Genomic DNA, 23,443 nt, shown 5'->3' with positions numbered 1-23,443 from the left:
CAAACACGGCGTCTCGTAAAACTGTTGGTTTTGGAGACGCTGGTCGCTGCTGCTTGCGCACGCGCGCCGGGTTCGTCCAGCTGTCGTGGAGACGGTTTAGGAGCCGGGATGGAAGAGGTGCTCGATTTTTTCTTTCTTGGCGAGGAGGCCGAGCATGTTGTGTTCGCGTTCGTTACCGAGGTAGGCGGCGGAGGAGCTCCAGCCGCCGTCGACCACGATGTCGGTGCCGGTGATGTAGGAGGAGTCGTCGCTGGCGAGGAACAGCGCGGTCGTGGCAATCTCTTCAGCCTTGCCTGCCCGGCGAAGGAGGATGGTGTTCTCCATCGTCTTCTTGAACTGGTGGTGCATCAGCGGGTTCGCGGTCATCGGTTTGGTCATGTCGGTTTCGATGAAGCCGGGCTGGATGACGTTCACTCGGATGCCCCAGTCGGAGAGCGTGTACGCGGCCGAGCGGGACAGCCCTTCGAGGGCCCATTTTGAGGCGCTGTAGGCGGCGGAGAAGGTGCCTGTGATGCCAGCGACGGAGCCGATGTTGATGATCGATCCGCCCCCGGAGTCCTTCATTAGAGGGGCGCAGGCCTGCATGCCGATCAGGGTGCCGTTGACGTTGACCTCGAAGATGCGGTTCCACTCGGCGACGTCGACGTGGGGGATGACGGTGAGGTCGTTGCTGCCGACGATGTTCAGCAGCACGTGCAACGCTCCTGTTTCGGCCTTGATGGCGGACACAGCAGCATCCCATTGGTCCTGCTTGGTGGTGTCGAGTTCGACGAAGTGGGCGCGGCCTCCGGCGTCGGTGATCTCTTTCACGAGGTTGTTGCCGGGCTCGGGGCGCCGGGCGGCGACGAACACGGTGCCGCCTTCCTTCGCGAAGAGGCGGGCGCTGGCGCGACCCATTCCGCCCGTGCCGCCAGCGATCAATGCGGTCTTGTTCTGCAGTCGCATAAGAGTTGACCTTCCTTTCGTGTTGCCAGTCCGGTCCACCGGAGCTGGTGGGTCTATCGGGCTACGGACAGAGTGAATTGCGGAGACTGCAGCGCCGTCAGGACTCCAAAGAACAGGTGGAAGGCGTGCTCGGTGCCGACCGCTGTTTCCACTCCTCCCAGGTCGAGGATGTCCTGGTCCGACCACCCCAGATCATGCAGGAGCTCACGCACCGTCGCCTTGGCGTCGGGGTCGTCGCCAGAGACGAAGACCATCGGGTTCGCCACCGTGTCGGCAGGGTCGGTCATCATGCTCGTGTTCATCGTGTTCAGGGTCTTCACGACCCGCAGGGCAGGGAAGCGCTCCTGGACGCGGCGGGCGAGGCTGTCGCCCGGGAACAGCAGTTGCCCGTCTGCGCCGACCGGCACCGACGGGTCGAGCAGAATCTTCCCGGTCAGGGCGTCATCGCCGAGAGCATCGAGCGTGTCGAGCACCGCGGCGCCGGGGATCGCGGTGATCACGATGTCCGAGGCTGACACTGCGTCTTGCTGAGTGGCGCTGCCGCTGGCAGGTTCTCGGGAGCCGTAGACGAGGGTGTGTCCGCGGGAGATGAGGCGCTCACCGAGCGTGGTTGCGACACGTCCGGTGCCCAGGATTCCGATCTTCATGGGTTTGTCTCCTTCAGGTCGTGCGGTCGTCTGAGGGTTGCGCGGCGTGCGCCGAGAGGGTGGGCTATTCGATGGTGGATTCGGGCACGTGCATGCTGGGGCGGCTCCGGAAGTGACCGACCAGGGCGAGGATCACGCCGAGCGCAACCCAACCGGTGAGCGTCCACCACTGCTGTGCGCTGCTGGCGTCCGGGAAGTAGCTGAGGGTACGGATCAGGGTGCTCGAGGCGCCCGGCACGAGGAACTGGCCGATCGCCCCCCACGGGGCGGCGAGGAACTGCCACGGGACCGCGGCCGCGGAGAGCGGGATGCCGATGAAGATCGTGACCACTGCGCCGATACCCATGCCGACCCGGCCGAACAGGGAGGTGCAGCCGACGATGAACGCCGAGGTCGCGAGCATCGTCAATCCCATTGCGAGGGCGTTCAGCCAGAAGTCGCCCTGCAGGTAATGGAACCAGGTCTGCATGATGAACGCCAGGATCAACCCCGCAGCCACGGCGAAAGCACCGACCGCGGCAAGGCGGCGCACCGCCCCGACGACGAGCAGGGAGATGAGTACGCCGCCGAGCATGCCGCCGATCGCCAGCGGGAACGACGCGGCCGCGAGCCCGGCGCCGGTGGGATCGGAGCCAGACAGGGGCACAACCGGGGTGACGGCCACCTTGACGGTGGAGGCGTCTCCGCCGGCGGCGGCGACCTGCTCCGCCATCTGCGCCTGCAACTGCGTCGCCACGCCGGTGAGCAGCTGTGCGGCGACCGCGCTGCCGGCCGGTGCGGTCAGCACCTCCGGCGCATCCGCGGGGTTGTCGCCGAGGACGATCGCCCCGTAGGTCTCGCGCGACTCGATCTGCGCCACGGCCTCGTCACGGTCGGCGGCCTCGACGAAGTCGAACGTCCCCGTCTCCCCCAGTGCCGTCTCGAGCGCGGTGACGGATGCGGCGGGACCGGCGACGCTGACCGGCAGGTCGTGGGTGCCGGAGGTCTTGCTCGGCCACAGGAACGCCAGCACCACCACGGCGAGAAGCACCGACGCGACGACGCCGATCAGTACGGCAGCGGGCCATTTCGTGTGCGGTGGGGGCGAGGGGATGGCACTGTCCATGAGGCTGTCTCCAGAGAGTGGGAACGAGGTTGATGCGGCTACCCTAGACCTAATTCCACGCCTGAGGAAATCCTCAGACGTGGAGTACACTGACGCGGTGACCCCGGTGAACGACGACACGACCAGGAAGCGGCCAAGCGGGCGCCGCTCGGGCGACAGCGGCACCCGAGACGCGATCCTCGACGCCGCGAAGGAACTGTTCGCCGAACTCGGCTATGAGGGCGCATCCGTGCGGGCCATCGCCGGTGCCGCCGGGGTCGACCCCGCGCTGATCCGCCACTTCTTCGGCGACAAAGTAGCTCTCTTCGCCAGCACCGTCGCCGATCGGACGACGATCCCGCAGCGGATGGCCGCCGCCCTCGAGGGCGACCCTGCCCAACTCGGCGCCCGCATCACCGACAGCTACCTGCGGATGTGGGAAGAGCCCGACACTCGCGCGATCCTGCTCTCGCTGGTCCGCTCCGCGACGACCTCCGAGCACGCCGCGACCATGCTCCTCGACATCCTCGGAGCACGCCTCCGTGACCAGACGTCAGCGGCCGACGACGAGCGGACGCAGCGCATCGCGATCTCCGCATCGCACCTGCTCGGTGTCGCGATGGCTCGCTACATCGTGAAAGTTCCCCCGATCACGGCGATGTCGCACGACGAGCTCGTGGCACACATCGCCCCGACGATCCAGACCTACCTCACCGGCACCACCACCGCAGTAGACCAGCACAACTAGGAGAACACCATGTCGAAGAAGCAGACCGTTCTACGCACCGGCCTCGGGACCCTGTTCATCGGAGCCGGCATCATCCAAGCCACTCACCGCGAATTCTTCACCGCCCTCATCCCGGAACAGATCGCCGAACATGGCGACCAAGTGCAGGGCGCCGCGACCGTCACCCTCACCGGGATCGGGGCAAGCTTCCTCATCCCGCCCCTCAACCCCATCGCTCGTTGGGCCGCGACCATCATGCTCGCCGGAACTCTTCCCCCTGCGATCGATCAGCTCCGCAACCCCGAAGCGACGGAGAAGCTCGGCATCCCGACCGCCGTCGTCGCACTCCGCATCCCAGCGCAGGTCCTGGTGATCATCGGCGCCTGGTACGCCACCCGCAAATCGAGGTAGCAACCTCCACGCGCGTCTGGGCGACCAGTCATGACGGCGTCAAGCGCCAGACAGCGACCACAAGATGCCGCCACACAAAGATCAACTCCACAGGACCGTTTCTGACGTGATGCTCTCGTGGGCGGACGGGGCGTGTAAAGGGGTATACCCGGCTGGACATCCTGGCGGGCAGATGCCCGATGTCGGCGGCGAGGCCACACCCCACCTTGCCCTGCGACCGGTTACCGGTGGTAATGTGCCGCCATTATTCATTCGACCCCTTATGGAGCCCCTGAATACATGAGCGACGGCCCAGCCGCCTGCCCTGGTGACAGTCCGAGCGTCACCCCCACCCCACCCCGCAGCTGGCGGGGTCGCCTGCACCTCGTGGGGAGGTGACTCAGGCATGGATCCAGTCCTGACACTGATCCTCGGATCCCTCATCATCCTGGCGATCATCGCCGCCAACGGCTTCTTCGTGGCCCAGGAATTCGCGTACATGTCTGTAGACCGCGTCCGCCTGCAGACCGCCGCCAAGGCCGGCGACCGCGCCGCCGCCCGCGCACTGCAGGTCACTCGCCGCACCTCCTTCATGCTCTCCGGCGCGCAGCTGGGGATCACGGTCACAGGCCTCATGGTGGGCTACGTGGCAGAGCCGATGGTGGGTGCGGCCCTGACCGAGTTGCTCGGCGGCACCGCACTGCCTTCTGAAGTGGTCATCGCCATCTCCACGCTGGGCGTACTGGTGGTGGCCACCCTGGTGCAGATGATCATCGGCGAGCTGTACCCCAAGAATTTGGCCATCGCCAACCCCGAGCCCCTGGCCCGCGCTCTGGCCCGGCCCACACAGATCTACCTCGGCCTGTTCGGCTGGCTCATCTGGGTCTTCGACAAGGCGGCCGAGGTGCTGCTCAAGCTCCTGCGCATCGAGCCAGTGCACGACGTCGACAGCACCGCCTCCGCCGAGGACCTGGACCGCATTGCCCTGGACTCCAGAGCTTCCGGATCCTTGCCCGCGGAGGTCTCCGTCCTGATCGACCGGGTGCTGGACTTCCCAGACCAGGACGTGCAGCACGCGATGGTGCCCCGCTCGCGTGTGGACGAGGTTCAGCCCCAGACCTCCCTGGCTCAGGTGCGCGACCTGATGGCCACCGGCCACACCCGCTACCCGGTGATCTCGAACGAACACGAACCGCTCGGGGTAGTCCACCTCACCGACCTGCTCGGTGAGACCCGGATGGCCCCGGACACCCCCGTGTCCGCCCTGATGCGCCCTGCACTGGTGCTGCCCACGATGATGTCCCTGCCCGACGCAGCCCGGGAGCTCGACGGCTCAGGGCAGCAGATGGCGTGCATCGTGGACGAGTTCGGCGGCTTCGTCGGCGTGCTCACAGTGGAAGACCTCGCGGAGGAGCTCGTGGGCGAGCTCACGGACGAGCACGACCTGCACCCCCAGGAGGAGATCACCGCCACAGGCCTGCACTCCTGGGTCCTGAGCGCAGAGGCCCACCTGGACGAGCTCGAGCGCCTCGTCGGGCACCCCCTGCCCGTGACCGAGGCCGAGTCCGCCGCCGGTCTGACCATCGACGCTCTGGGCCGTCTGCCCCGGGAAGGCGAGGTCATCACGATCGACCTGCCCGAGGACCCACGAGACTTCGGGGCTGAGGAGGTCTACGACCGCCACCTGCAGGTCGAGGTCCTCTCCATCCAACGCAGGGTCCCGGCTCGACTGCGGATCCACCTCATCGAGGTGCCCCGCTCTGACACCGCCGGCAGCCATGCCGCCCACGAGGCCCAGCCCGACGCCACCACGGACGAGGAGCGATGATGCACGGTCCACTGATCGTCATGCTCGTGACCACAGCGCTGATCGTGCTCAGCGCGATCTTCGTCATCATGGAGTTCTCCCTGCTGGGCGCCCGCCGGCACCGGCTAGAGGCCGAGGCAGGACGCAGCCGCGCCGCGCGGGCCGCTCTCAAGGGAGTCGACGAGCTGACCCTCATGCTCGCCGCAGCCCAGTTGGGCATCACCTTGTGCACCTTCGCCCTGGGGGCGATCACCAAGCCGGCCGTCGACGCATGGCTCGGCCCCGTCCTGGAGGACTGGGGCATCCCCGCAGCGGCAGCCGGAACCGCCTCCTTCGTCCTGTCCTTGCTGGCCGTGACCTTCCTTCACCTGGTCATCGGGGAGATGGCCCCCAAGTCCTGGGCCATTGCCCACCCCGAGACCGCAGCCAAAGCCGTGGCCGTGCCCGCACGCGCCTTCGTCTGGACCGTTCGCCCCCTGCTGCTGCTGGCCAACCGGCTGGCCAACCGCCTGGTGACCCTCAGCGGCGTCACCCCCGTGGACCAAGCCGCCGTGGGCGGCTACGACGCAGCGGCCATTCGTCAGCTGGTTGAGCACTCCGCCGCCGCCGGCACCCTGGACCGGCAGAACCATGAAGCCTTGGCCGGTGCCCTGGACCTTCAGACCCTCACTCTCGGGGACCTCCTCCCCCAGGGTCAGCACCCGGTCAAGGTCGCCCCCGACGCCGACGTCGAGGCGGTCCAGAATGCCGCTGCGTGCTCAGGGCACTTGCGTATCCTGGTCCAGCCGGACCATACCCCTGAGAGCGTTCCGGGCGTCGTCCACGTGCGGGACACCCTCACGATGGAGCCTTCTGCGCCAATCCAGCCGCTTATCCAGCAGGCTCTGACGCTGCCCTCCACCACACCGTTGCACGAAGCACTTGCCTCCATGCGCCGCAACAGCCGCCAGCTGGCCGCAGTGACCCAGGACAACCGGTTCACTGGGGTCGTCACCCTCACCGACGTCTTGCGCGGAGTGTTGCCCCGCGCGGCTTGAGTCCACACCTCGGCAACACCACCGCGGGGGCCGCTGAAACGGCCCCCGCGGTGGTGTGGACAAAGAATCAGAATCGGCACAGTGGCCTCGCCCCCCATTCCGGCCTCAATGGGCTCAGTCATGCTCCGACTCACGGGCGTGTAACGGCTAAATCGGTCGTTTGTGGCGGCTGCTCGGTGTGCCGCCCGGTGTCATGTGTGGCTTGCGCCGCTATATGGCGGGGTTCTGTCGGAGCTCAGTGGCGGCCTCCAAGCACGCGGGCAAGAGGGCGCTGCGAGTGAGGCTCACGTTCCGCAAGCCGATCCTTCACCGGGACAGCGGCCGACGGCAGGCCGGAGGAATAGGCGTCGCGATAGGGTGCACCCCGCGCAACAGAACCGTTGCGAAAGGTCTAACACCCCAACGCAACAGAGTGGGCCGCCATGCGCTGCCACGGGCCCGTGACTTCGGTGTCACAGGTAGCGGCAGACATCCTCGGGGGAGCACATGGCCGGGTCGCCGGCGGCGGCGTCCTCGCGCAGGTCGGCGATCGTGGTGCGTAGCTGCGCGAGCTCGGCGAGTTGCCGGTCGATCACATCAAGGCGGGTGTCGAGCAGGTCGGTGACGTGCCGGCAGGGGGCCTGCCCCCGGTCGCGGATGTCCAGCACCTGACCGATCTGGGCCAGGGTCAGCCCGGCCGCTTGCCCCCGGCGGATGAAGTCCAGCCGGTCGAGCACCTCGGCGCCGTAGTCCCGGTAGCCCGCCGGGGTGCGGTCCGCGGCGGGTAGCAGCCCGACCTCCTCGTAGTACCGCAGGGTCTTGCTCGTCGTGCCCGACGCCCGAGCCACCTCACCGATCCGCATGCCACTCATTCTCCCCCTTGACCTTCCAGTGCACTGGAAGGTCGATCCTGAGGGCGATGAAGGAGGAGTTCATGACGGCAACGGCTAACAGCAGGTCGTATGACCTGGCAATGATCGGGTCCGGTGGGGCGGCGTTCGCGGCCGCGATCCGCGCCACCAACCTCGGCAGACGGGTGGTGATGATCGAGCGTGGCACCGTCGGCGGTACCTGCGTGAACACCGGGTGCGTGCCCTCCAAGGCCTTGCTCGCGACCGCCGAGGCCCGCCACGTCACACTCGACGCCTCCCGGTTCCCCGGCCTGCCGCTCCCCGAAGTCCGGCCGGTCGACATGCCCGCCTTGATCGCCGGCAAGGATCGGCTCGTCGGGTCACTGCGTGGCGAGAAGTACCTGGACCTGGCCACCGAGTACGGATGGGATCTCCACCCCGGGGACGCCACGTTCGTCGGCACACCCAGCGAGCCGGCACTGCGCGTCACCGGCCCTGACGGCACGGTGGAGACGGTCCGGGCCGCGCACTACCTCATCGCCACCGGCTCCAGGCCCTGGGCGCCGCCGGTCCCCGGCCTGCAGGAGGCCGGTTACCTGACCTCGACCACCGCGATGGAACTGGACCACGTCCCGGAGTCGCTGCTGGTCATCGGCGGCGGCTACGTCGCGATGGAGCAGGCCCAGCTCTTCGCTCGGCTCGGCGTCCGGGTCACCATGCTGGTCCGCTCACGGCTGGCGTCCCAGGAAGAACCCGAGGCGTCCACCGCCCTGGATGAGATCTTCACGGACGAAGGCATCCAGATCATCCGCGGCGCGGTGCCCAGCGCGGTCCGCCGCGACCCGGCCACCGGCGAGGTCACGGTCACTGCCACCACCACTGACGGCTCACAGGAACTCCGGGCGGCCGAGGTACTCGTCGCCACCGGGCGCCGCCCGGTCACCGCCACGCTCGGTCTCGACACCGTCGACGTGCGCACCGGCGACCACGGCGAGGTGGTTGTCGACAGCCATCTGCGCAGCACCAACCCGCGCGTCTGGGCTGCCGGTGACGTCACCGCCCACCGTCAGTTCGTGTACGTCGCCGCGGCCCACGGCGCCCTCGTCGCCGACAACGCCCTCACCGGCGCCGGCCTCGAGGTCGACTACCGCCACCTGCCCCGGGTCGTGTTCACCAGCCCCGCCCTGGCCGCCGTCGGGATGACCGAACGGCAGGCCTCCGCTGCCGGGATCCGCTACGACAGCCGTGTCCTGTCACTCGCGCACGTCCCACGCGCGATCGTCAACCGCGACACCCGCGGGTTCATCAAGATGGTCACCGACGCCGACACCGGCCGCATCATCGGCATTACCGCCCTGGCCCAGGACGCCGGCGACCTCGCCGCCGCCGGGGTCTACATGCTCGAGGCCGGCATGACCACCAGCCAGGTCGCCAACCTCTGGAGCCCCTACCTGACCATGGCCGAAGGCCTCAAGCTCACCGCGCAGGCCTTCACCACCGACATCGCCAAGCTCTCCTGCTGCGCGGCGTGAACCTGCCCCGCACACAGGGACACCGATAGGGGACCGCCTCGCCCCGGGGCGCGAGACAAGAAAATGGGCGCCGATCAGCCCTACTTACTGGCACCCCTGCGTATCGGACCTGCAACCACCGGGGAGTTCAGTCGATGCAAGAACTCCCGTCCCAGGCCTATATCTGGACGTCTTCACGACCTCTACGTGCTCGACCCGACGAGGACAGCACTGGACGACGCGATGACCGCCTTGCGGCGCCGCCATGAGGCCGCGGTCCGTTTGGGCCGCGTCACCGCACCACCATGACCACGATCGTCACCACGTAAGCCGCGGCGACCAGACCGATCCCCAGCAGGGTGAGCACCACCCCGCGCCGGGCCGGCCGCTGGCCCTCGTCCGGCCCGGGGCCCTTGCCGTGCTTCGCGGTCATCGCGCGCTCCTAAGACGTTGCTCAAGCATGTGCGGCTCTCGCGAGCGGGCTTCCGTGCCGAGTGCTACCAGCTCAGGTCGTGACAGCCGTCGCTGCCGGCGCCCTCCACCTGCAAGGTGGCATGGGCGATACCGTAACGGTCGCGCAGCACCCGGCGCGCGCCGGCAAGCACGGCGCCGTGGTCCGCGCCCTGGTCAGCGACCAGGTGGGCCGTGGCCACGTTCATCCCCGACGTCAGGGTCCACAGGTGCAGGTCGTGGACCTCCTCCACCCCCTCGACCGCGTCCAGGTCACCGGCGACGTCCTCCGGGTCCACCCCTTCCGGGGCGTGCTGGCCCAGCACCGCGATCACCTGCCTGCCCAGAACCACCGCCCGGATGATGACGAAGACCGCGATGAGCGCCGCGACCACGACGTCCCAGATCGGCTGGCCGGTGAGAATGATCAGCACGCCGGCGACCATGACACCCACCGACCCGGCGGCGTCGGCGATCACCTCGTAGTAGGCGCCCTTGACGTTCAGGCTGTCCTTGGCCCCGCTGCGCAGCAGCAGCATGGAGATGATGTTGATCACCAGGCCGGCGAAGCCGACCGCGAGCATGGCGCCGGAGGCCACCTCCGGCGCGTCGCCCAGCCGGCTGATGGCCTCGACCACCACGTACACCCCGACCGCGAGCATCGCCAGCACCGCCAACGCCGAGGCGAACACCTCGGCCCGGTAGGAGCCATAGGTGCGTCGCCCCGTGGAGTCCGGCCGGCTCGCGATGCGCGTCGCCAGCAGCGCCGCACCCAGCACCACCACATCGGCAGCCATGTGCCCGGCATCCGACAGCAGCGCCAACGACCCCGACACCAGCCCCGCGACCAGCTCGATCAGGAAGAAGCCCGCCGTCAGGGCGAACGCCCCCGCCAGCCGCCGACGGTAGCGGCCACCGGCATGCCCGGTCGCCGGGGCATGGCTGTGTCCCGCCCCCATCAGCCCTGCCCCTCGTGGCGGGCGTGCTCACGGGAGACGTCCAGCAGCATCCGCACATGCCCGTCAGCGAGGCGGTAGTACACCATCCGCCCCTCCCGGCGGTTCTCGACCACCCCAGCGGAACGCAGCACCCGCAGCACCTGGGACACCGACGCCTCCGCGACATCGACCGACGCCGCCAGGTCACACACGCACAGCTCGCCGGCCTCCAGCAACGCATACAGCACCCGGGCACGGCGCGGGTCCCCCAGGAGCTTGAACAGCCCGGCCAACCTGCCGGCCTCGCGCTCGTCGGGGATCCTCTCCCGGGTCAGCGCCACCTTCTCCGGATGGACGGCGGTGACCTGACACGAATCCAACGGCGTCACACTCATGCCACGACCATACACCTATGCAGATATCAGCAGCGGGAGCCACACACGAGAGGTCAGCAGGTTCTGTATGGTCAGCGCATGCTGACTATTGCTTCGCGGCTGGACGTGATGAACCGGCTGGGCCGGGCGATGGCCGACCCGACCCGCTCCCGCATCCTCATGACACTCCTCGAGGGCCCGAGCTACCCGGCGGTACTCGCCCGCGACCTAGGGCGTGTCTGAGAATAGATGCACGAGTCAGCTGAGACCCTGGGGACATGTCCCGGTTCCAGATGCTCTCTGACACCCAATGGGAGTTGATCGCCCCGATGCTCCCGACCCGGACCGGCCGCGCCGGCAGGCCGTTCGCCGACGCCCGCGCCATGGTGGAGGCGATCATCTACCGGTACCGGTGCGGAATCGCTTGGAGGGATCTGCCCGAGGTCTACGGGCCCTGGCAGACCGTGTGGACCTGGCATCGGCGCTTGGCCGAAAAAGGCACATGGGACACGGTGCTGGCCACGCTGACCGCCGCCGCTGACGCCGAAGGCCTGATCGATTGGTCGGTCTCGGTGGACTCCACGATCGCCCGCGCCCACCAGCACGCGACGAACATCACCCGCCACACAGGGGGATGGATCGAACTACAAGAATCCGCGTGAGGAGCCGGCCGATCACGGCATCGGGCGCTCCCGTGGCGGGCTGAGCACGAAGATCCATCAGCTCGTGGACGGGACCGGGCTGCCGCTGGTCAGCCTGATCACCCCCGGCCAGGCAGGGGACTCCCCGATGCTGCTTCCTCTTCTGGAGCAGCTGCGCGTGACCCGGCCAGTAGGGCGGCCCCGGACCCGCCCCGAGGCCGTGCTGGGCGATAAGGCGTACTCCTCCCGGGCGATCCGCACCCACCTACGCGCCCGTGGGATCAAAGCGGTCATCCCCGAACCGGCCGACCAGCAGGGCCACCGCAGACGGCGCGGTGCCCGCGGCGGGCGCCCCGTCAGCCTCGACGCGGACGCCTACAAGGGCCGCAACGTCATCGAGCGTCAGTACGCTCACCTGAAGCAGTGGCGGGGTCTGGCGACCCGGTATGACAAGTACGCGATCATCTACAGGGCCGCTGTGGTCCTGAATGCTGTGCTCGCATGGTCAAAACGATTGTCAGACATGCCCTAGGTGTTGTGGGTCATGAGGTTCTTGCCACGGGGTACGGGCTGAGATGAGACGAGCGGGCCTCTCCCGCAGGATGGAAGTTCCTCAACAACCCACCTGCCAGAAGAGACCCGCTCATGACTCACGCTAACGCACCCCTGACCCCGACCGGCCGTCTCAGGATGGTCCACCGCCACCTGCACGACGGGATCCCGCAGTCCCACGTGGCCGCCGAGTTCCGGGTGAGCCGGCCCACGGTGGCCACCTGGGTGGCCCGCTACCGCGCCGAGGGCGAGGCCGGGCTGCTCGACCGGCCCAGCCGTCCGCGCCGTTCACCTGCCCAGCTCGACCCCGAGGTGGTGGCCCAGATCCAGACCCTGCGTCGCAGGGAGAAGTGGTCAGCCCGCCGCATCCATCACCACCTCGTCTCTGAAGGCCACCAGCTGTGCCTGCGCACTGTGGGCAGGTGGCTGCACCGACTGGGCATCTCCCGGTTGCCAGACCTCGCGCCCACGGGTGAGGACCTGCGCCAACGACCGCAGAAGATCACCGCCCGCGGCCCGGGGCACATGGTGCACCTGGACGTGAAGAAGATCGGGAAGATCCCTGACGGGGGCGGCTGGCGTGCTCACGGACGTGAAAGTGAAGCAGGCCGTGCTTCCAAGCGTGGTGCAGGCCGGCGGGTCGGGTACACCTATCTGCACTCGGCGATCGACGGGTTCACCCGCCTGGCGTACACCGAGGCGTTGGAGGACGAGCGGGCGGCCACGACCGTGAGCTTCTACTGCCGGGCGAGGGCGTTCTTCGCCGCCCACGGGATCCGGATCGACAGGGTGATCACGGACAACGGCAACAACTACCGGGCCGCGGACTTCACCGCCAAGGTGGTCTCGCTCGGGGGCCGGCACCACCGGATCCGCCCCTACACCCCGCGCCATAACGGGAAGGTCGAACGCTACAACCGGCTGATGGTCGATGAGGTCCTCTACGCCCGCCCGTATACCTCAGAGCAAGCTCGGCGTGAGGCCCTTCAGGTGTGGGTGAACCACTACAACTATCATCGGCCTCATACCTCCTGCGGAGACGCCCCTCCGGCCTCACTGGCACCGACCCGAGTCAACAACGTCATGCCCTCCTACAACTAGGGCTTCGATGACCGCGGCCTGGCTGGGCGTTGCCGGGTTCGTGGCGGCCTCTCGACGCACCGCGTCGCGGATCGCTTCGGGCACTCGCACGTTCAGGGCCACGGTCGGCGCCCCACGCCGCGCCAGGGGCGCATACCCACCGGCCGGGTCCGAGGTCGTTGCCGGTTCTGCGGGGATCACCGCTCCGGGAGCCGGGGTCTGGGGGGCCGGGGTGGGCTTGCGTCGCTGTGCTCGCAGACTCAGGTCGGGCTCAAGCTGCTTCTCGTTCATGCGGTGATCCTTTCGAAGATGAGGCCGGCCAGGTCGGCGTAGGCGGAGGCGACGGGTTCGCGCTTCTCATAGTGGCCCAGCCAGTCGCAGGCCAGACGTGCACCGGGGACGATGGAGCGGGCCGGCACCAGGGGGGTGAGCAGCAGCCCGGTCTCGCGCAGCTCCCAGCAGGGCCATGGACTGTTTGAACGCGGCCACGCTGCGGCAGGCTCCGTGCACCCCGACGCAGTCGTCCGAGGCGGGGCGGGCCGCATAGATCACCCGTCTGCGGCGGTGAACGCGTTGGGGGTCAACGGCCCGCCCTGACGGTCGGGGCAGTGGACGACGAGCTGTGGATGCCGCGAGCGAGACGAAGGGCGGGGGCTTCGCGTCTCCGCCTCTATCGTCGGGTCCCCGCGCCCTCCGGCCGACCCCATCCATGACGGCGCGGGGCTGCCGGCGTTCCGGACGGGCCCGGTTGACCGGCCTGCGATCACCCCACCGGCCCCGGGGACAGGGTCCACGTCGAGAGCAGCCGACCCAGCAGGCAGCCCCGCCCGGCCACCCTCAGTCCCGTGGCGTGACCGAGCGCAGCGCGAGCTCGGTGAGGACGGCCGCCTCGAGGGCCTCGCGTCCCTTGTCCTCTCGGGATCCGGGCAGGCCCGCCCGGTCGCGGGCCTGCTGGTCGGTGTCCACGGTGAGCACGCCGAAGCCCACGGGAACGCCGGTGCGCACCGAGACCTCCGTCACGCCCTGGGTCACGGACTGGCACACGTAGTCGAAGTGCGGGGTGTCCCCGCGCACCACGACGCCGAGGACCACGACGACGTCGAATCGCTCCGCCAGCCGCGCCGCGGCGACGGTGAGCTCGACGGTGCCGGGCACGCGCACGAGCACGGGCTCCAGGCCCAGGTCGGCCGCGGCGGCCTGCGCCCCGGCGATCAGCCCGTCCATGATCTCCGTGTGCCACTGGGCGGCGACGATCGCCACGTTCAGGCCGCTCGCAGCGGCGGGGTCGGGGGTGAAGGTCGGGGCTCCGGCGCCGCTCATGGGGTGTCCTCCTGGTGGGTGGGGTGGGTCGGGTCGGTGGTCGGGTCATCGGCCGGCGTGGCGGGGCCGCCGGTGGCCGTCGGCGGTTCGAGCACGCGGTCCGCCAGGGCGTGGGCCATGCGGTCCCGCTTGGTGCGTAGGTAGACGACGTTGTGCTCGGTGACGGGCGTGGGGGCCGGGACACGCTCGACGACGTCGATGCCGGCCGCCCGCAGCCCCGCGACCTTCGCGGGGTTGTTGGTGACCAGGCGGATGCGCCGATGGCCGGCGGCCGTGAGGACGGCGGCGGCCCCGGCCCAGTCGCGCGCCTCGGCGGGCAGACCGAGGGCGAGGTTGGCCTCGACGGTGTCCATCCCCTCCTCCTGGAGCCGGTAGGCGCGGATCTTGTTGGCCAGGCCGATGCCGCGTCCTTCGTGGCCCCGGAGGTAGAGGACGGCGCCGCCCTCGGCCGCCGCGCGGGCGAGGGCGTCCTCGAGCTGGGGGCCGCAGTCGCAGCGCAGGGAGCCGAGCACGTCGCCGGTGAGGCACTCCGAGTGCACGCGGACGGTGAGGGGACGCTCCGGGTCGGTCTCCCCCGCCACGAGCAGCAGGTGCTCGGCCCCGGTCTCGGCGTCCACGTGCACGCTCACGCGGAACAGGCCGTGCCGGGTCGGCAGGGTGGCCTCGGCGGGGACGGCGGTCAGGGTCGGCGTCGTCTCCTCCAGGTGGGCCACGAGGTCCTCGATGGAGATCAGCACGAGGCCGTGCTCGTCGGAGAACTCCCGCAGGGCGGGCAGGCGCATCATGGTGCCGTCGTCGTGGACGAGCTCGGCGATGGCGGCCACGGGCGCGACGCCGGCCAGGCGGCACAGCTCGACGCCGGCCTCGGTGTGGCCGCGGCGGGCCCGGACGCCGCCGGGGACGGCGCGCAGAGGGAACACGTGACCGGGCCGGGTCAGGTCACCGGGGGCGGCACCGGGGTCGGCGAGCACGCGGAGGGTGCGGGTGCGGTCGGCGGCGGAGATGCCGGTGGTGACGCCGGCGGCGGCGTCCACGCTCACGGTGTAGGCGGTGCCCTTGGGGTCCTCGTTGACGGTGGTCATGGGCGGCAGGGCCAGGCGGTCGGCCAGGCCGGCCGGCAGGGGCGCGCAGATGACGCCCGAGGTGTGGCGGACGGTGAAGGCGGTGACCTCGTCGGTGGCCAGGGCGGCGGCGTAGATCAGGTCGCCCTCGTTCTCGCGGTCGGCGTCGTCCACGACGACGACGGGCCGGCCGGCGGCGATCGCGGCGATCGCCGCGGGGACGGGGTCCAGACGGATGTGCTCGCTCACGGGCGGGCCTCCTCGGTGGGTGCGGCGGGGGCGGACGGGATGAGCGCGAGACGCTCGGCGTACCGGGCGAGCACGTCGGTCTCGAGGTTGACGCGGTCGCCCGGCCGCAGGGCGCCCAGGGTGGTGGCCTCGAGCGTGGCCGGGATGATGCCGATCTCGAACCAGTGCGCGGCCGCGCCCGGGTCGGAGACGGCGGTGACGGTGAGGGAGACGCCCTGCAGGGCGATGGCCCCCTGCGCGGGGACGTAGCGGGCCAGGCGGGCGGGCAGGCCGATGCGCAGGGTGGTCCAGGCCCCGTGCGGGGTGACCGCGAGGACCTCGCCGGTCCCGTCCACGTGGCCCTGGACCACGTGCCCGTCCAGGTGGTCGGTGGGGCGCAGGCAGCGCTCGAGGTTGACCCGGTCCCCCGGGGCGCGGTCGCCGAGGCTGGTCATCCGCAGCGTCTGGCCCATGAGGTCGGCACGGAACACGCCGGGGCGCTCCGTGGGTCCGTCGAGGGCCGTGAGGCACACGCCGTCGACGGCGAGCGAGCCGCCGGCGGGCAGCCCGTCGAGGGCGCGGCCGGCGTCGAGGGTCAGCAGGGCGGTGTCGGCGGCCGCGTCGTGCTCGAGGGCGACGACGGTGCCGAGATGGGTGACGATGCCGGTGAACACTCAGTCCTCCTGGAAACGGGTCGGGGCGGGGGCGGTGGGCAGGCGCGGGGCCGGCACCGGGCTCAGGTGGGTCCAGACGTCGTCGCCGAGGGCCCGGGCGGGGCCGCCCTCCGCGGGGTCGGGGTGCCAGCGCGGTCCCTCGGACAGCGTGGCGACGTCCAGGCCGGCGACGGCGGCGCGGCCCGGGCCGAGCAGCAGGGGCGCGGTGTAGACCATGAGCTCGTCCACGAGGCCGGCGCGCAGCCACGCGCCGAGCACGCGGGGCCCGCCCTCGATGAGCACGTGCTCGGCACGGCGGCCGTGGGGCCAGGGCCCGGGATGGGCGGCGAGCGCGGCGAGGACGGCGTGCGGGTCGTGGTCCGGCACGTGCAGCAGGACCGGGTGAGCGCGCAGGGCGGCGCCGTCGGGCACGGGCCGGTGACCCTGGACGACGGGCACGGGCTGGTGCGCGAGTTCGGCGCCGGCGGCGTCACGGGCGGTGAGGCGAGGGTCGTCGGCCAGCACGGTCCCCGTGCCGACGACGATGGCGTCGACGCGGGAGCGCACCTCGTGGGCGTGGACGCGGGAGTCCGGGCCGGTGATCCACTGGCTCGTGCCGTCGGCGGCCGCGGCGTGGCCGTCGAGGGACTGGGCGAGGTGTCCGGTCACCCACGGGCGGCCTGCGTCGCGGGCCTCGCGCCAGCGGGCGGTGAGCGCGAGGGCGGCCACCTCGCCGGTGGGGCCGGTGACGCGCACCCCGTGCGCGGCGAGGCGGGCCGCGCCGCCGCCGTCGTGGCCGGTGGGATCCGCGACGGCGTAGCGCAGTGCGCCGACCCCCGCGTCCAGGACGGCCTGCGAGCAGGGGCCGGTGCTGCCGGTGTGGTTGCAGGGCTCGAGGGTGACGTGCAGCGTCAGGCCGGCGGGGTCGAGGGCGGCCAGGGCCGGATCCGTGGCGCGGGCGGCCCGCCAGCGGGTCAGGGCATCGACCTCGGCGTGGGCGGTCCCCCGTCCGCGGTGGTGGCCGACGGCCAGGACGCGGCCGGCCTCGTCGGTCAGGACGGCCCCGACGAGGGGGTTGGCGCCGCGCACACCGCGCAGCGCGGCGCGGACGGCGAGGTCCATGGGGTCGGCGGACGGGGTCTCGGCGGCGCTCATCGGGCGACGTCCCCCTCGGGGCCGTCCGGCAGCAGCGTCTCCACGGCGGGCTTGTCCCGGTCTGTGGCGCGCAGCCACACGAAGAAGCCGATCAGGGTGAAGGCGCCGTAGAACGCGTACATCACGGCCGAGGCGTAGTAGCCGGTGCTCCACAGCAGGGGCACGCCGACGACGTCCACGGCCACCCAGATCAGCCAGAACTCCACCCAGCCGCGCGCCATGCCGTAGGTCGCCAGCAGCGATCCCACGAACGTCCAGGCATCCGCCCACACCGGCTCCCACGAACCCAGCGCGCGGAACACCGGGGTGAGGGCGACGGTGCCGACCGCCATGGCCGTCACGAGGAACACGCGCCCGCGCCAGCCGGCCCACTCCGGGGTGATGGCGGGAGCGTCCTCGGCGTGGCCCCGGCGGGCCCGACGCCAGCGCGCCCAGCCGTAGACGGAGACGGCGATGAACATGACCTGTCGGCCGGCCTGGCCGAGCAGGGTGGCGTGATCGGCCCCCGTGAACAGGGAGGCGAGGAAGACCGTCAGCAGGATGAGGTTGCCGAGGATGCCCACGGGCCAGGCCCAGACTCTGCGCGCCATGCCGCCCAGGGCGGAGGCGAGGCCGAAGACGTTGCCCAGCACCTCGCGCATGAGCAGGCCGCCGCCGGCGACCGGGATGGTCCAGTTGAACGCGTCCACCAGCCAGTCCATGACCGTGACGCCACCTCCTCGGATCGGGACTCCGAGGGGTGCGCTCCGCAGCCCTCCCGCGCAGGGCGCGGAACGGCTCCGCCGCGTGCCTCTCCCATCCCGACTGTACGGTCGGCACCGGAATTCCACCGGTCAGGCCGCTCGGCACCGCCTCGGATGAGGACGGGCCGCGCGGTTAGCGGGCTGTCACCGCCGGTGCGGACTTCCACCGCATCTCGGAGCACGTTGCTGTCCAGCAGTATCGCACGCCGGGCCGGCCGGGAGCGCCGGACGACGCCGGGCGACGTCCGGCGCGGCGGGCGGGCGACCGCGTCGCCGGGCTCAGTGGCAGGCGCGGGCGGCGGCGGTGCGCAGGCCGACGAGCGCGGCGTCGGGGTCCGCGGCGCCGAACACCGCGGAGCCGGCCACGAACACGTCCGCCCCCGCCTCGGCCGCGCGTTCGATGGTCTCCCGGTTCACGCCGCCGTCGACCTGGAGGGCCAGCGGGGCGGGCCCGCCCTCGAGGGCGCGGCGGGCCCGGCGGATCTTCGGCAGCACGACGTCGAGGAACGCCTGCCCCCCGAAGCCGGGCTCCACGGTCATCAGCAGGAGCATGTCCAGCTCCGGGAGCATGTCCAGGTAGGGCTCGACCGCGGTCGCCGGCCGCAGCGCCATGCCGGCCTTCGCTCCGGCCGCGCGCAGCTCGCGGGCCAGTCGGACGGGCGCCGCCGAGGCCTCGGCGTGGAAGGTCACGGACTCGGCCCCCGCCTCCGCGTAGCCGGGCGCCCAGCGGTCGGCGTCCTCGATCATCAGGTGGAGGTCCAGCGGCAGGTCCGTGGCGCGGCGGATCGCCTCGACCACGGGCAGGCCGAGGGTGAGGTTCGGGACGAAGTGGTTGTCCATGACGTCCACGTGCACCGCGTCCGCGCTGGGGATGCGGGCCAGGTCGTCGGCGAGGCGGGCGAAGTCCGCGGACAGGATCGAGGGGTGCAGGCGCGGGGGGCGGGCAGTCATGGTCGGGTCCTCTCGGTCAGGCGCCGGGGGCGCGCAGCAGGGCCAGGAACATGGCGTCGGTGCCGTGCCGGTGCGGCCAGAGCTGGGCCGTGCGGGCGACCACGTCTCCCGGCTCCGGCGCGCCGGCGGGTTCGGCCTCGTCCAGGCGCAGGTCGTCGAGCGCGACGGCGTCGAGGGCGGTGCGGGCGTCGAGCAGCTCCAGCTCGGGGTGGCGGCGCACGAGGTCCTGGACCTGGACGACGGTCTCCGCGACGTGCGGGGAGCAGGTCACGTAGGCGAGCACCCCGCCGGGGGCCAGGACGGCGACCGCCGCGTCGAGCAGCTCGGCCTGCAGGCCGGTGAGCTCGGCGAGGTCGGCCGGGGTGCGGCGCCAGCGCGACTCGGGTCGGCGGCGCAGCGCACCGAGGCCGGTGCAGGGGGCGTCCACGAGGACGCGGTCGAACGCCGGGGCCGCCTCGGGGGCGTCGGCGATCGTGCGGCCGTCCCCGGTCCGGACGGTCCAGGCGCCGGCGGGCACGGCGGCGAGTGCCTGCCGGACGAGGTCGGCGCGGTGCGGGGCGACCTCGTTGGCCACGAGCGTCGCCCCCCGCTCGGCGGCGAGGGCGGCCAGCAGGGCCGCCTTGCCGCCGGGGCCGGCGCACAGGTCGAGCCAGCGCTCGGCCCGCCCCTCGGCCGCGGGGACGGGTGCCTGGGCCAGGGCGCGGGCGGTGAGCTGGGAGCCGGCGTCCTGGACGCGGAGCACGCCCTCGCGCACCCCGGGCAGACGGCCGGCGTCGCCGCCGGAGTGCAGGGCGGAGTCCGGGGCCAGCGGCCCGGGTTCGGCGCCGTCGTCGAGGGCCGCGGCGAGCGCCTCGGCCCCACCGGCCACGGGCAGGGCGACGAGGTTGACCACGGGCGGGGCGTTGTCCGCCTCGAGCAGGGCGGCCAGCTCGGCGTCGCGGTCGGCGATGTGGCGGGTGCCGCGGTGAGCGGCCAGGGCCTGGCGCAGCGCGCGGACGATCCACACCGGGTGCGAGGTGCGGACGGCCAGGGCGGCGTCGCCGCCGTCGGCGGGGGCGACGTCGGCCAGCCACTCCTCGAGGGGGCGTTCGGCGACCCGACGCAGCACCGCGTTCACAAACCCGGAGGCGCCGGCCCCGATCTCGGCGCGCACGAGGGAGACGGTGGCGTCGAGGGCGGCGTGGGCGGGCACGCGCATGCCCAGCAGCTGGTGGGCGCCGAGCCGCAGGGCGTCGAGCACGGGTGGGTCGATCTTCTCGAGCGGGCGGTCCACGCAGCGGGTCAGGATCGCGTCGTACAGGCCGAGCCCGCGCAGGGTGCCGTAGGCGAGTTCGGTGGCGAAGCCGGCGTCGCGCCGGTCGAGGCGGGCCTGGCGGATGCGCGCCGGGAGGACCAGGTTCGCGTACGCGTCCTCGGCGTGGACGGAGCGGACCACCCCGAACGCGACGCGGCGCGCCGGGTCGGCGGTGCGGGAGCGCTGCGACGGCGCCTGCGCCGAGTACTTCCGCCCGGCGCCGGAGCGACCCCGGTTGCGGGTGCGCCCCTGCGCATCCCGGCGGTCCTGGGGGTCTGGCCGGGGTGCGCGGCCGCGTTCTCCGCGGGCCCCTCGCTCGCCCCGGCCCTGTCCTGGCTGTCTCTCGCGGCTCATGCGCGCGCCTCCTCGTCCTGTGCCGTGGCGTTCCGCGCGGCCTCGCGTGCCGCGGCCCGGGCGGCGGCCTCCCGGCGGGCCTGTTCTTCGTGGTGGGCGAGCGCCTCCCCGGCCAGCAGCGCGGCCCCGGCGGCGGCGCCGCGCGCCCAGTCGGCGGCCGGCATCAGCTTCCTGCCCGCCGGCTGGACTCGGGAGAGCCGGACGGCCCCGCCGGCGGTGCGCAGCCAGGCGGCCTTCGCGGCCACCAGGATCTGCCCGGGAGCCGCGGCATCGAGGGCGGAGGGCCAGCCGTCGTCGCCGGCGCTGACCGGGGCGACGCCGTCGAGCTTGAAACGGGCCGGGGCGGCGCCGTCGTCGGCGGTCAGCCAGCCCCAGGCGCCGGGCTCGGGGGTGACGCCGTTGATCCGGGCGGCCACCTCGGCCGCCGGGCGGGCGGGGTCCACCAGGCCGTCTGCGGCCGTGAGCTTCGGCGCGTGGGTGGGTTCGCCGCGCTGGGGCGTGGCGGTCGCGGTGCCGTCCGCCAGGCGGTCGAGCACGTCGATCACGAGCGGGCCGCCGCGCTCGGCGAGGTCGGTGAGCACGGCCCCGGCGGTCTCGTCGGCCGCGACGGGGCGGGTGAGCCGGGCGAAGACGGGCCCGGTGTCCAGGCCCTCTTCGAGCTGGAACACGTCGGCGGCGATCTCGGTCTCCCCTGCCATCACGGCGCGCTGGACGGGGGCGGCGCCGCGGTAGGCCGGCAGCGCGGAGAAGTGCAGGTTGAGCCAGCCGTGGCGGGGGGTCTGCAGGGCCTCGGCGGGCACGAGCGCCCCGTAGGCGACGACGACGGCCACGTCCGCCTCGAGGGCGCGGATCGCCTGGAGGGCATCGGCGCCCTCGGGTCCGCGGAGTCGGTCGGCCTTGAGCACGGGCAGGCGGGCCTCCTCGGCCACGACCGCGACCGGCGACGGGGTCAGCACCCGCCGGCGCCCGACCGGGGCGTCCGGCCGGGTGAGCACGCCGACGACCTCGTGGGGCGAGTCGAGCAGGGCGCGCAGCACGGGCACGGCGGTCTCGGGCGTGCCGGCGTAGAGCACGCGCAGGGGCGTCGGGGCGGTCATCGGGCGGCTCCTGTTCCGGCGGCGGGGACGGCGGGGGCGCCGAAGACCGAGCTGACGGCGGCCGCGCGCGCGGCCCCGATGCGACGAGCGGCGCGGTCCACCTCGCCGGCGCGCATGCGGCGGCGGGCCTCACGGCGTTCCTCGCCGTCGAGGCGGTCGACGTAGAGGATCCCGTCGAGGTGGTCGGTCTCGTGCTGGAGGCAGCGGGCGAGCAGGCCGGTCCCCCGGTGCTCCACCGGGTTCCCGTCCACGTCGGTGCCGCGGACGACGGCCTCCGCGGCGCGCGCCGGGTGGTAGCGCAGCCCGGGCACGGACAGACACCCCTCGCCCGGCTCCCGCAGCGCCTGCCCGGCGGTCTCGAGCACGGGATTGACCACGTGCCCGGCGACGCCGGCGACGTCGAACACGAAGACCCGCAGACCCACGCCCACCTGGGGCGCGGCCAGGCCCACGCCCCCGACGGCGTGCATCGTCTCGATCATGTCCGCCACGAGGGCGCGCACGTCCGCACCCGCGGGCACGGGCGACGCGGCGGTGCGCAGGACGGGGTCGGGGATGGTGCGGACGGGCAGGACGGTCACGCCGTCACCCTATCGCCGCCCTCGGCAGACGCCGGGCGCGACGACGACCCGTCGGGCGCCACGGCCGGGGCGGCGTGGGAGCCGCCGCCGAACGCCGCGGCGCGCACGGCCTGCAGACCGGTGGCCGCCGACACCGGGACCGACGGCGGAGGCGGGCCGATGACACGGAGCGCGGGGCCGGCGTCGTCCACGGCCTGCGCGTGCTTCCAGAGCTGGCGCAGGGCCCAGAACTTGTGCCAGTGGCGGGGCAGCACGCCCGGGTTGGCCTGGTGCACGGCGACCTCGGTCTCCCCCAGGGCGACGCCGAGCAGCATCTCGGCCTGCCCGTGCCGCCACTCCTCCCAGGTGCCGGCCTCGGGATCCACGAGGGACTCCTCCGCCTTCAGGCCGGCGGTCAACTGCATGACCACCTTGGGGTCGAGCGCCTTGACCCGTCCGTCCCGCCCCGTGCCCTTCGTCTTGTAGTCGATCAGGCACAGCCGGCCGCCGATTCGGGCGACGAGGTCCAGCGTGCCCGCGTAGCCCACCGTGTGGTTCCAGACGGTGATCTCGGCCGCGATCGGCCGGACGTCGTAGAGGTCCCACCACTCGTCGAAGCGGTCCGCGTAGGCGCCCTCGCCGTGCTCGATCAGCCGGGCCCGGGCCTCCGCCATGGTGTGGGGGCGGCCGAGGGCGCGCTGGGCCACCTGCTCGGCGTAGTCGTGCACGCGGTCCCCGCGCTCGGCCGCGGCGTCCCGGTAGCGGGCGGCGGCGTCGGCGGACTGGCGGGCCACCTGCTTCAGGCGCGCCGCGGAGCCCACGGATTCCGCCAGGCGCGGATCCTGGGTCACGGACTGGGCCGCCATCCACCCGACCCAGCCGTCCAGGTCCGTCTTCTCCATGCCGATCACGGTGGTGATGGACGGGACCTCGGGCAGGCCCGAGAGGGAGCGCGCGTACATGCGTCCGTGGGGGGTCTGATGCGCGAGGCGTGGCTGGGTCATGGTCAGCCAT

Annotated in this window: 24 protein-coding genes, 1 pseudogene and 1 riboswitch; of the genes and pseudogenes, 8 read left to right on the top strand and 17 right to left on the bottom strand. The window is 72.0% G+C overall.

Features of this window, described 5'->3' with window-relative positions:
* Positions 1 to 96: 96 nt before the first annotated feature.
* From AC3RJ9_RS05115 to AC3RJ9_RS05105, 3 genes are all read right to left on the bottom strand, one after another.
* The gene (locus AC3RJ9_RS05115; RefSeq protein ID WP_080695846.1) at positions 97 to 945 is read right to left on the bottom strand and encodes an SDR family NAD(P)-dependent oxidoreductase; all 849 of its coding nucleotides are present in this window, start codon (positions 943 to 945) and stop codon (positions 97 to 99) included.
* Positions 946 to 998: 53 nt separating this feature from the next.
* Positions 999 to 1,592 (bottom strand): NADPH-dependent F420 reductase, encoded by a 594-nt coding sequence (locus AC3RJ9_RS05110; protein ID WP_101963415.1) that lies wholly within the window; start codon positions 1,590 to 1,592, stop codon positions 999 to 1,001.
* 64 nt (positions 1,593 to 1,656) lie between these two features.
* Positions 1,657 to 2,697 (bottom strand): hypothetical protein, encoded by a 1,041-nt coding sequence (locus AC3RJ9_RS05105; protein WP_119217310.1) that lies wholly within the window; start codon positions 2,695 to 2,697, stop codon positions 1,657 to 1,659.
* A gap of 97 nt (positions 2,698 to 2,794) precedes the next feature.
* Between AC3RJ9_RS05105 and AC3RJ9_RS05100 the strand changes: the two genes are divergently transcribed.
* The 4 genes from AC3RJ9_RS05100 (at position 2,795) to AC3RJ9_RS05085 (ending at position 6,637) form a co-directional block, all read left to right on the top strand.
* Positions 2,795 to 3,424, top strand: a complete 630-nt coding sequence (locus AC3RJ9_RS05100; RefSeq protein WP_276319606.1) for a TetR/AcrR family transcriptional regulator — start codon at positions 2,795 to 2,797, stop codon at positions 3,422 to 3,424.
* A 9-nt stretch (positions 3,425 to 3,433) separates the two neighbouring features.
* On the top strand, positions 3,434 to 3,814 hold the full coding sequence (locus AC3RJ9_RS05095) for a DoxX-related protein (protein WP_036313258.1): 381 nt from the start codon (positions 3,434 to 3,436) through the stop codon (positions 3,812 to 3,814).
* Between the two features lie 385 nt (positions 3,815 to 4,199).
* A complete protein-coding gene (locus AC3RJ9_RS05090) occupies positions 4,200 to 5,621 on the top strand; it encodes a hemolysin family protein (protein WP_036337238.1) in 1,422 nt (473 codons plus the stop codon).
* On the top strand, positions 5,621 to 6,637 hold the full coding sequence (locus tag AC3RJ9_RS05085) for a CNNM domain-containing protein (protein ID WP_036337237.1): 1,017 nt from the start codon (positions 5,621 to 5,623) through the stop codon (positions 6,635 to 6,637). The genes AC3RJ9_RS05090 and AC3RJ9_RS05085 overlap by 1 nt, the downstream gene beginning before the upstream one ends.
* Before the next feature lie 452 nt (positions 6,638 to 7,089).
* Here AC3RJ9_RS05085 and AC3RJ9_RS05080 read toward each other — a convergent pair whose 3' ends face one another.
* On the bottom strand, positions 7,090 to 7,479 hold the full coding sequence (locus AC3RJ9_RS05080; RefSeq protein WP_101966230.1) for a heavy metal-responsive transcriptional regulator: 390 nt from the start codon (positions 7,477 to 7,479) through the stop codon (positions 7,090 to 7,092).
* 71 nt (positions 7,480 to 7,550) lie between these two features.
* Here AC3RJ9_RS05080 and merA point away from each other — a divergent pair, with 71 nt between their 5' ends.
* Complete coding sequence (gene merA, locus AC3RJ9_RS05075; protein WP_041103924.1) at positions 7,551 to 8,999, top strand: mercury(II) reductase; 1,449 nt, start codon at positions 7,551 to 7,553, stop codon at positions 8,997 to 8,999.
* Between the two features lie 271 nt (positions 9,000 to 9,270).
* Here the strand turns inward: merA and AC3RJ9_RS05070 are convergent, their stop codons facing one another.
* From AC3RJ9_RS05070 to AC3RJ9_RS05060, 3 genes are all read right to left on the bottom strand, one after another.
* Positions 9,271 to 9,411: a hypothetical protein gene (locus tag AC3RJ9_RS05070; RefSeq protein ID WP_002854087.1), complete on the bottom strand. Its 141-nt coding sequence runs from the start codon at positions 9,409 to 9,411 to the stop codon at positions 9,271 to 9,273.
* 64 nt (positions 9,412 to 9,475) lie between these two features.
* Entirely contained in the window at positions 9,476 to 10,387 is a 912-nt protein-coding gene (locus AC3RJ9_RS05065) for a cation diffusion facilitator family transporter (protein WP_002854089.1), read from the bottom strand.
* Complete coding sequence (locus AC3RJ9_RS05060) at positions 10,387 to 10,761, bottom strand: ArsR/SmtB family transcription factor (protein WP_041103922.1); 375 nt, start codon at positions 10,759 to 10,761, stop codon at positions 10,387 to 10,389. The genes AC3RJ9_RS05065 and AC3RJ9_RS05060 overlap by 1 nt, the downstream gene beginning before the upstream one ends.
* 78 nt (positions 10,762 to 10,839) lie before the next feature.
* Between AC3RJ9_RS05060 and AC3RJ9_RS05055 the strand changes: the two are divergent.
* The 3 genes and pseudogenes from AC3RJ9_RS05055 to AC3RJ9_RS05045 all read left to right on the top strand — a co-directional run.
* Positions 10,840 to 10,971, top strand: a pseudogene (locus AC3RJ9_RS05055) (ArsR family transcriptional regulator); the annotation flags it as partial.
* Between the two features lie 47 nt (positions 10,972 to 11,018).
* Positions 11,019 to 11,913, top strand: a protein-coding gene (locus AC3RJ9_RS05050) for an IS5 family transposase (RefSeq protein WP_489727721.1) whose coding sequence is annotated in 2 segments (ribosomal slippage) — positions 11,019 to 11,375 and positions 11,377 to 11,913 — 894 coding nt in all. Because the reading frame shifts where the segments join, the coding sequence is not laid out codon by codon here.
* Positions 11,914 to 12,026: 113 nt separating this feature from the next.
* Positions 12,027 to 13,034, top strand: coding sequence for an IS481 family transposase (locus AC3RJ9_RS05045; RefSeq protein WP_101967801.1), 1,008 nt, complete (start codon positions 12,027 to 12,029; stop codon positions 13,032 to 13,034).
* Positions 13,035 to 13,850: 816 nt separating this feature from the next.
* Here the strand turns inward: AC3RJ9_RS05045 and ribH are convergent.
* The 10 genes from ribH to AC3RJ9_RS04995 form a co-directional block, all read right to left on the bottom strand.
* The gene (gene ribH, locus AC3RJ9_RS05040) at positions 13,851 to 14,333 is read right to left on the bottom strand and encodes a 6,7-dimethyl-8-ribityllumazine synthase (RefSeq protein WP_036383758.1); all 483 of its coding nucleotides are present in this window, start codon (positions 14,331 to 14,333) and stop codon (positions 13,851 to 13,853) included.
* On the bottom strand, positions 14,330 to 15,643 hold the full coding sequence (locus AC3RJ9_RS05035) for a bifunctional 3,4-dihydroxy-2-butanone-4-phosphate synthase/GTP cyclohydrolase II (RefSeq protein ID WP_020624533.1): 1,314 nt from the start codon (positions 15,641 to 15,643) through the stop codon (positions 14,330 to 14,332). Before AC3RJ9_RS05035 ends, ribH begins: the two co-directional genes overlap by 4 nt.
* Positions 15,640 to 16,296 carry a riboflavin synthase gene (locus tag AC3RJ9_RS05030; RefSeq protein WP_063189646.1) on the bottom strand — a complete coding sequence of 219 codons (657 nt, stop codon included), beginning with the start codon at positions 16,294 to 16,296 and terminating at the stop codon, positions 15,640 to 15,642. The genes AC3RJ9_RS05035 and AC3RJ9_RS05030 overlap by 4 nt, the downstream gene beginning before the upstream one ends.
* On the bottom strand, positions 16,297 to 17,430 hold the full coding sequence (gene ribD / locus AC3RJ9_RS05025) for a bifunctional diaminohydroxyphosphoribosylaminopyrimidine deaminase/5-amino-6-(5-phosphoribosylamino)uracil reductase RibD (RefSeq protein WP_063189644.1): 1,134 nt from the start codon (positions 17,428 to 17,430) through the stop codon (positions 16,297 to 16,299). It lies immediately after the preceding gene.
* Complete coding sequence (gene pnuC / locus AC3RJ9_RS05020) at positions 17,427 to 18,131, bottom strand: nicotinamide riboside transporter PnuC (RefSeq protein ID WP_063189642.1); 705 nt, start codon at positions 18,129 to 18,131, stop codon at positions 17,427 to 17,429. Before pnuC ends, ribD begins: the two co-directional genes overlap by 4 nt.
* A gap of 82 nt (positions 18,132 to 18,213) precedes the next feature.
* Positions 18,214 to 18,358, bottom strand: a riboswitch (FMN riboswitch).
* A gap of 94 nt (positions 18,359 to 18,452) precedes the next feature.
* Positions 18,453 to 19,124 (bottom strand): ribulose-phosphate 3-epimerase, encoded by a 672-nt coding sequence (gene rpe / locus AC3RJ9_RS05015; RefSeq protein ID WP_123244429.1) that lies wholly within the window; start codon positions 19,122 to 19,124, stop codon positions 18,453 to 18,455.
* A 16-nt stretch (positions 19,125 to 19,140) separates the two neighbouring features.
* Entirely contained in the window at positions 19,141 to 20,772 is a 1,632-nt protein-coding gene (locus tag AC3RJ9_RS05010; protein WP_123244428.1) for an RsmB/NOP family class I SAM-dependent RNA methyltransferase, read from the bottom strand.
* On the bottom strand, positions 20,769 to 21,869 hold the full coding sequence (locus AC3RJ9_RS05005; RefSeq protein WP_123244427.1) for a methionyl-tRNA formyltransferase: 1,101 nt from the start codon (positions 21,867 to 21,869) through the stop codon (positions 20,769 to 20,771). Before AC3RJ9_RS05005 ends, AC3RJ9_RS05010 begins: the two co-directional genes overlap by 4 nt.
* Positions 21,866 to 22,450 carry a peptide deformylase gene (gene def, locus AC3RJ9_RS05000; RefSeq protein ID WP_063189634.1) on the bottom strand — a complete coding sequence of 195 codons (585 nt, stop codon included), beginning with the start codon at positions 22,448 to 22,450 and terminating at the stop codon, positions 21,866 to 21,868. The genes AC3RJ9_RS05005 and def overlap by 4 nt, the downstream gene beginning before the upstream one ends.
* On the bottom strand, positions 22,447 to 23,433 hold the full coding sequence (locus tag AC3RJ9_RS04995; protein ID WP_123244426.1) for a PD-(D/E)XK nuclease family protein: 987 nt from the start codon (positions 23,431 to 23,433) through the stop codon (positions 22,447 to 22,449). The genes def and AC3RJ9_RS04995 overlap by 4 nt, the downstream gene beginning before the upstream one ends.
* Positions 23,434 to 23,443: the final 10 nt, after the last annotated feature.

Source organism: Micrococcus sp. 63XJN7_6_ISO-PGPR-S23-444, from assembly GCF_058072765.1.
The sequence above is the reverse complement of the archived record's forward strand: the minus strand, read 5'-3'. Positions and strand labels throughout refer to the sequence as shown.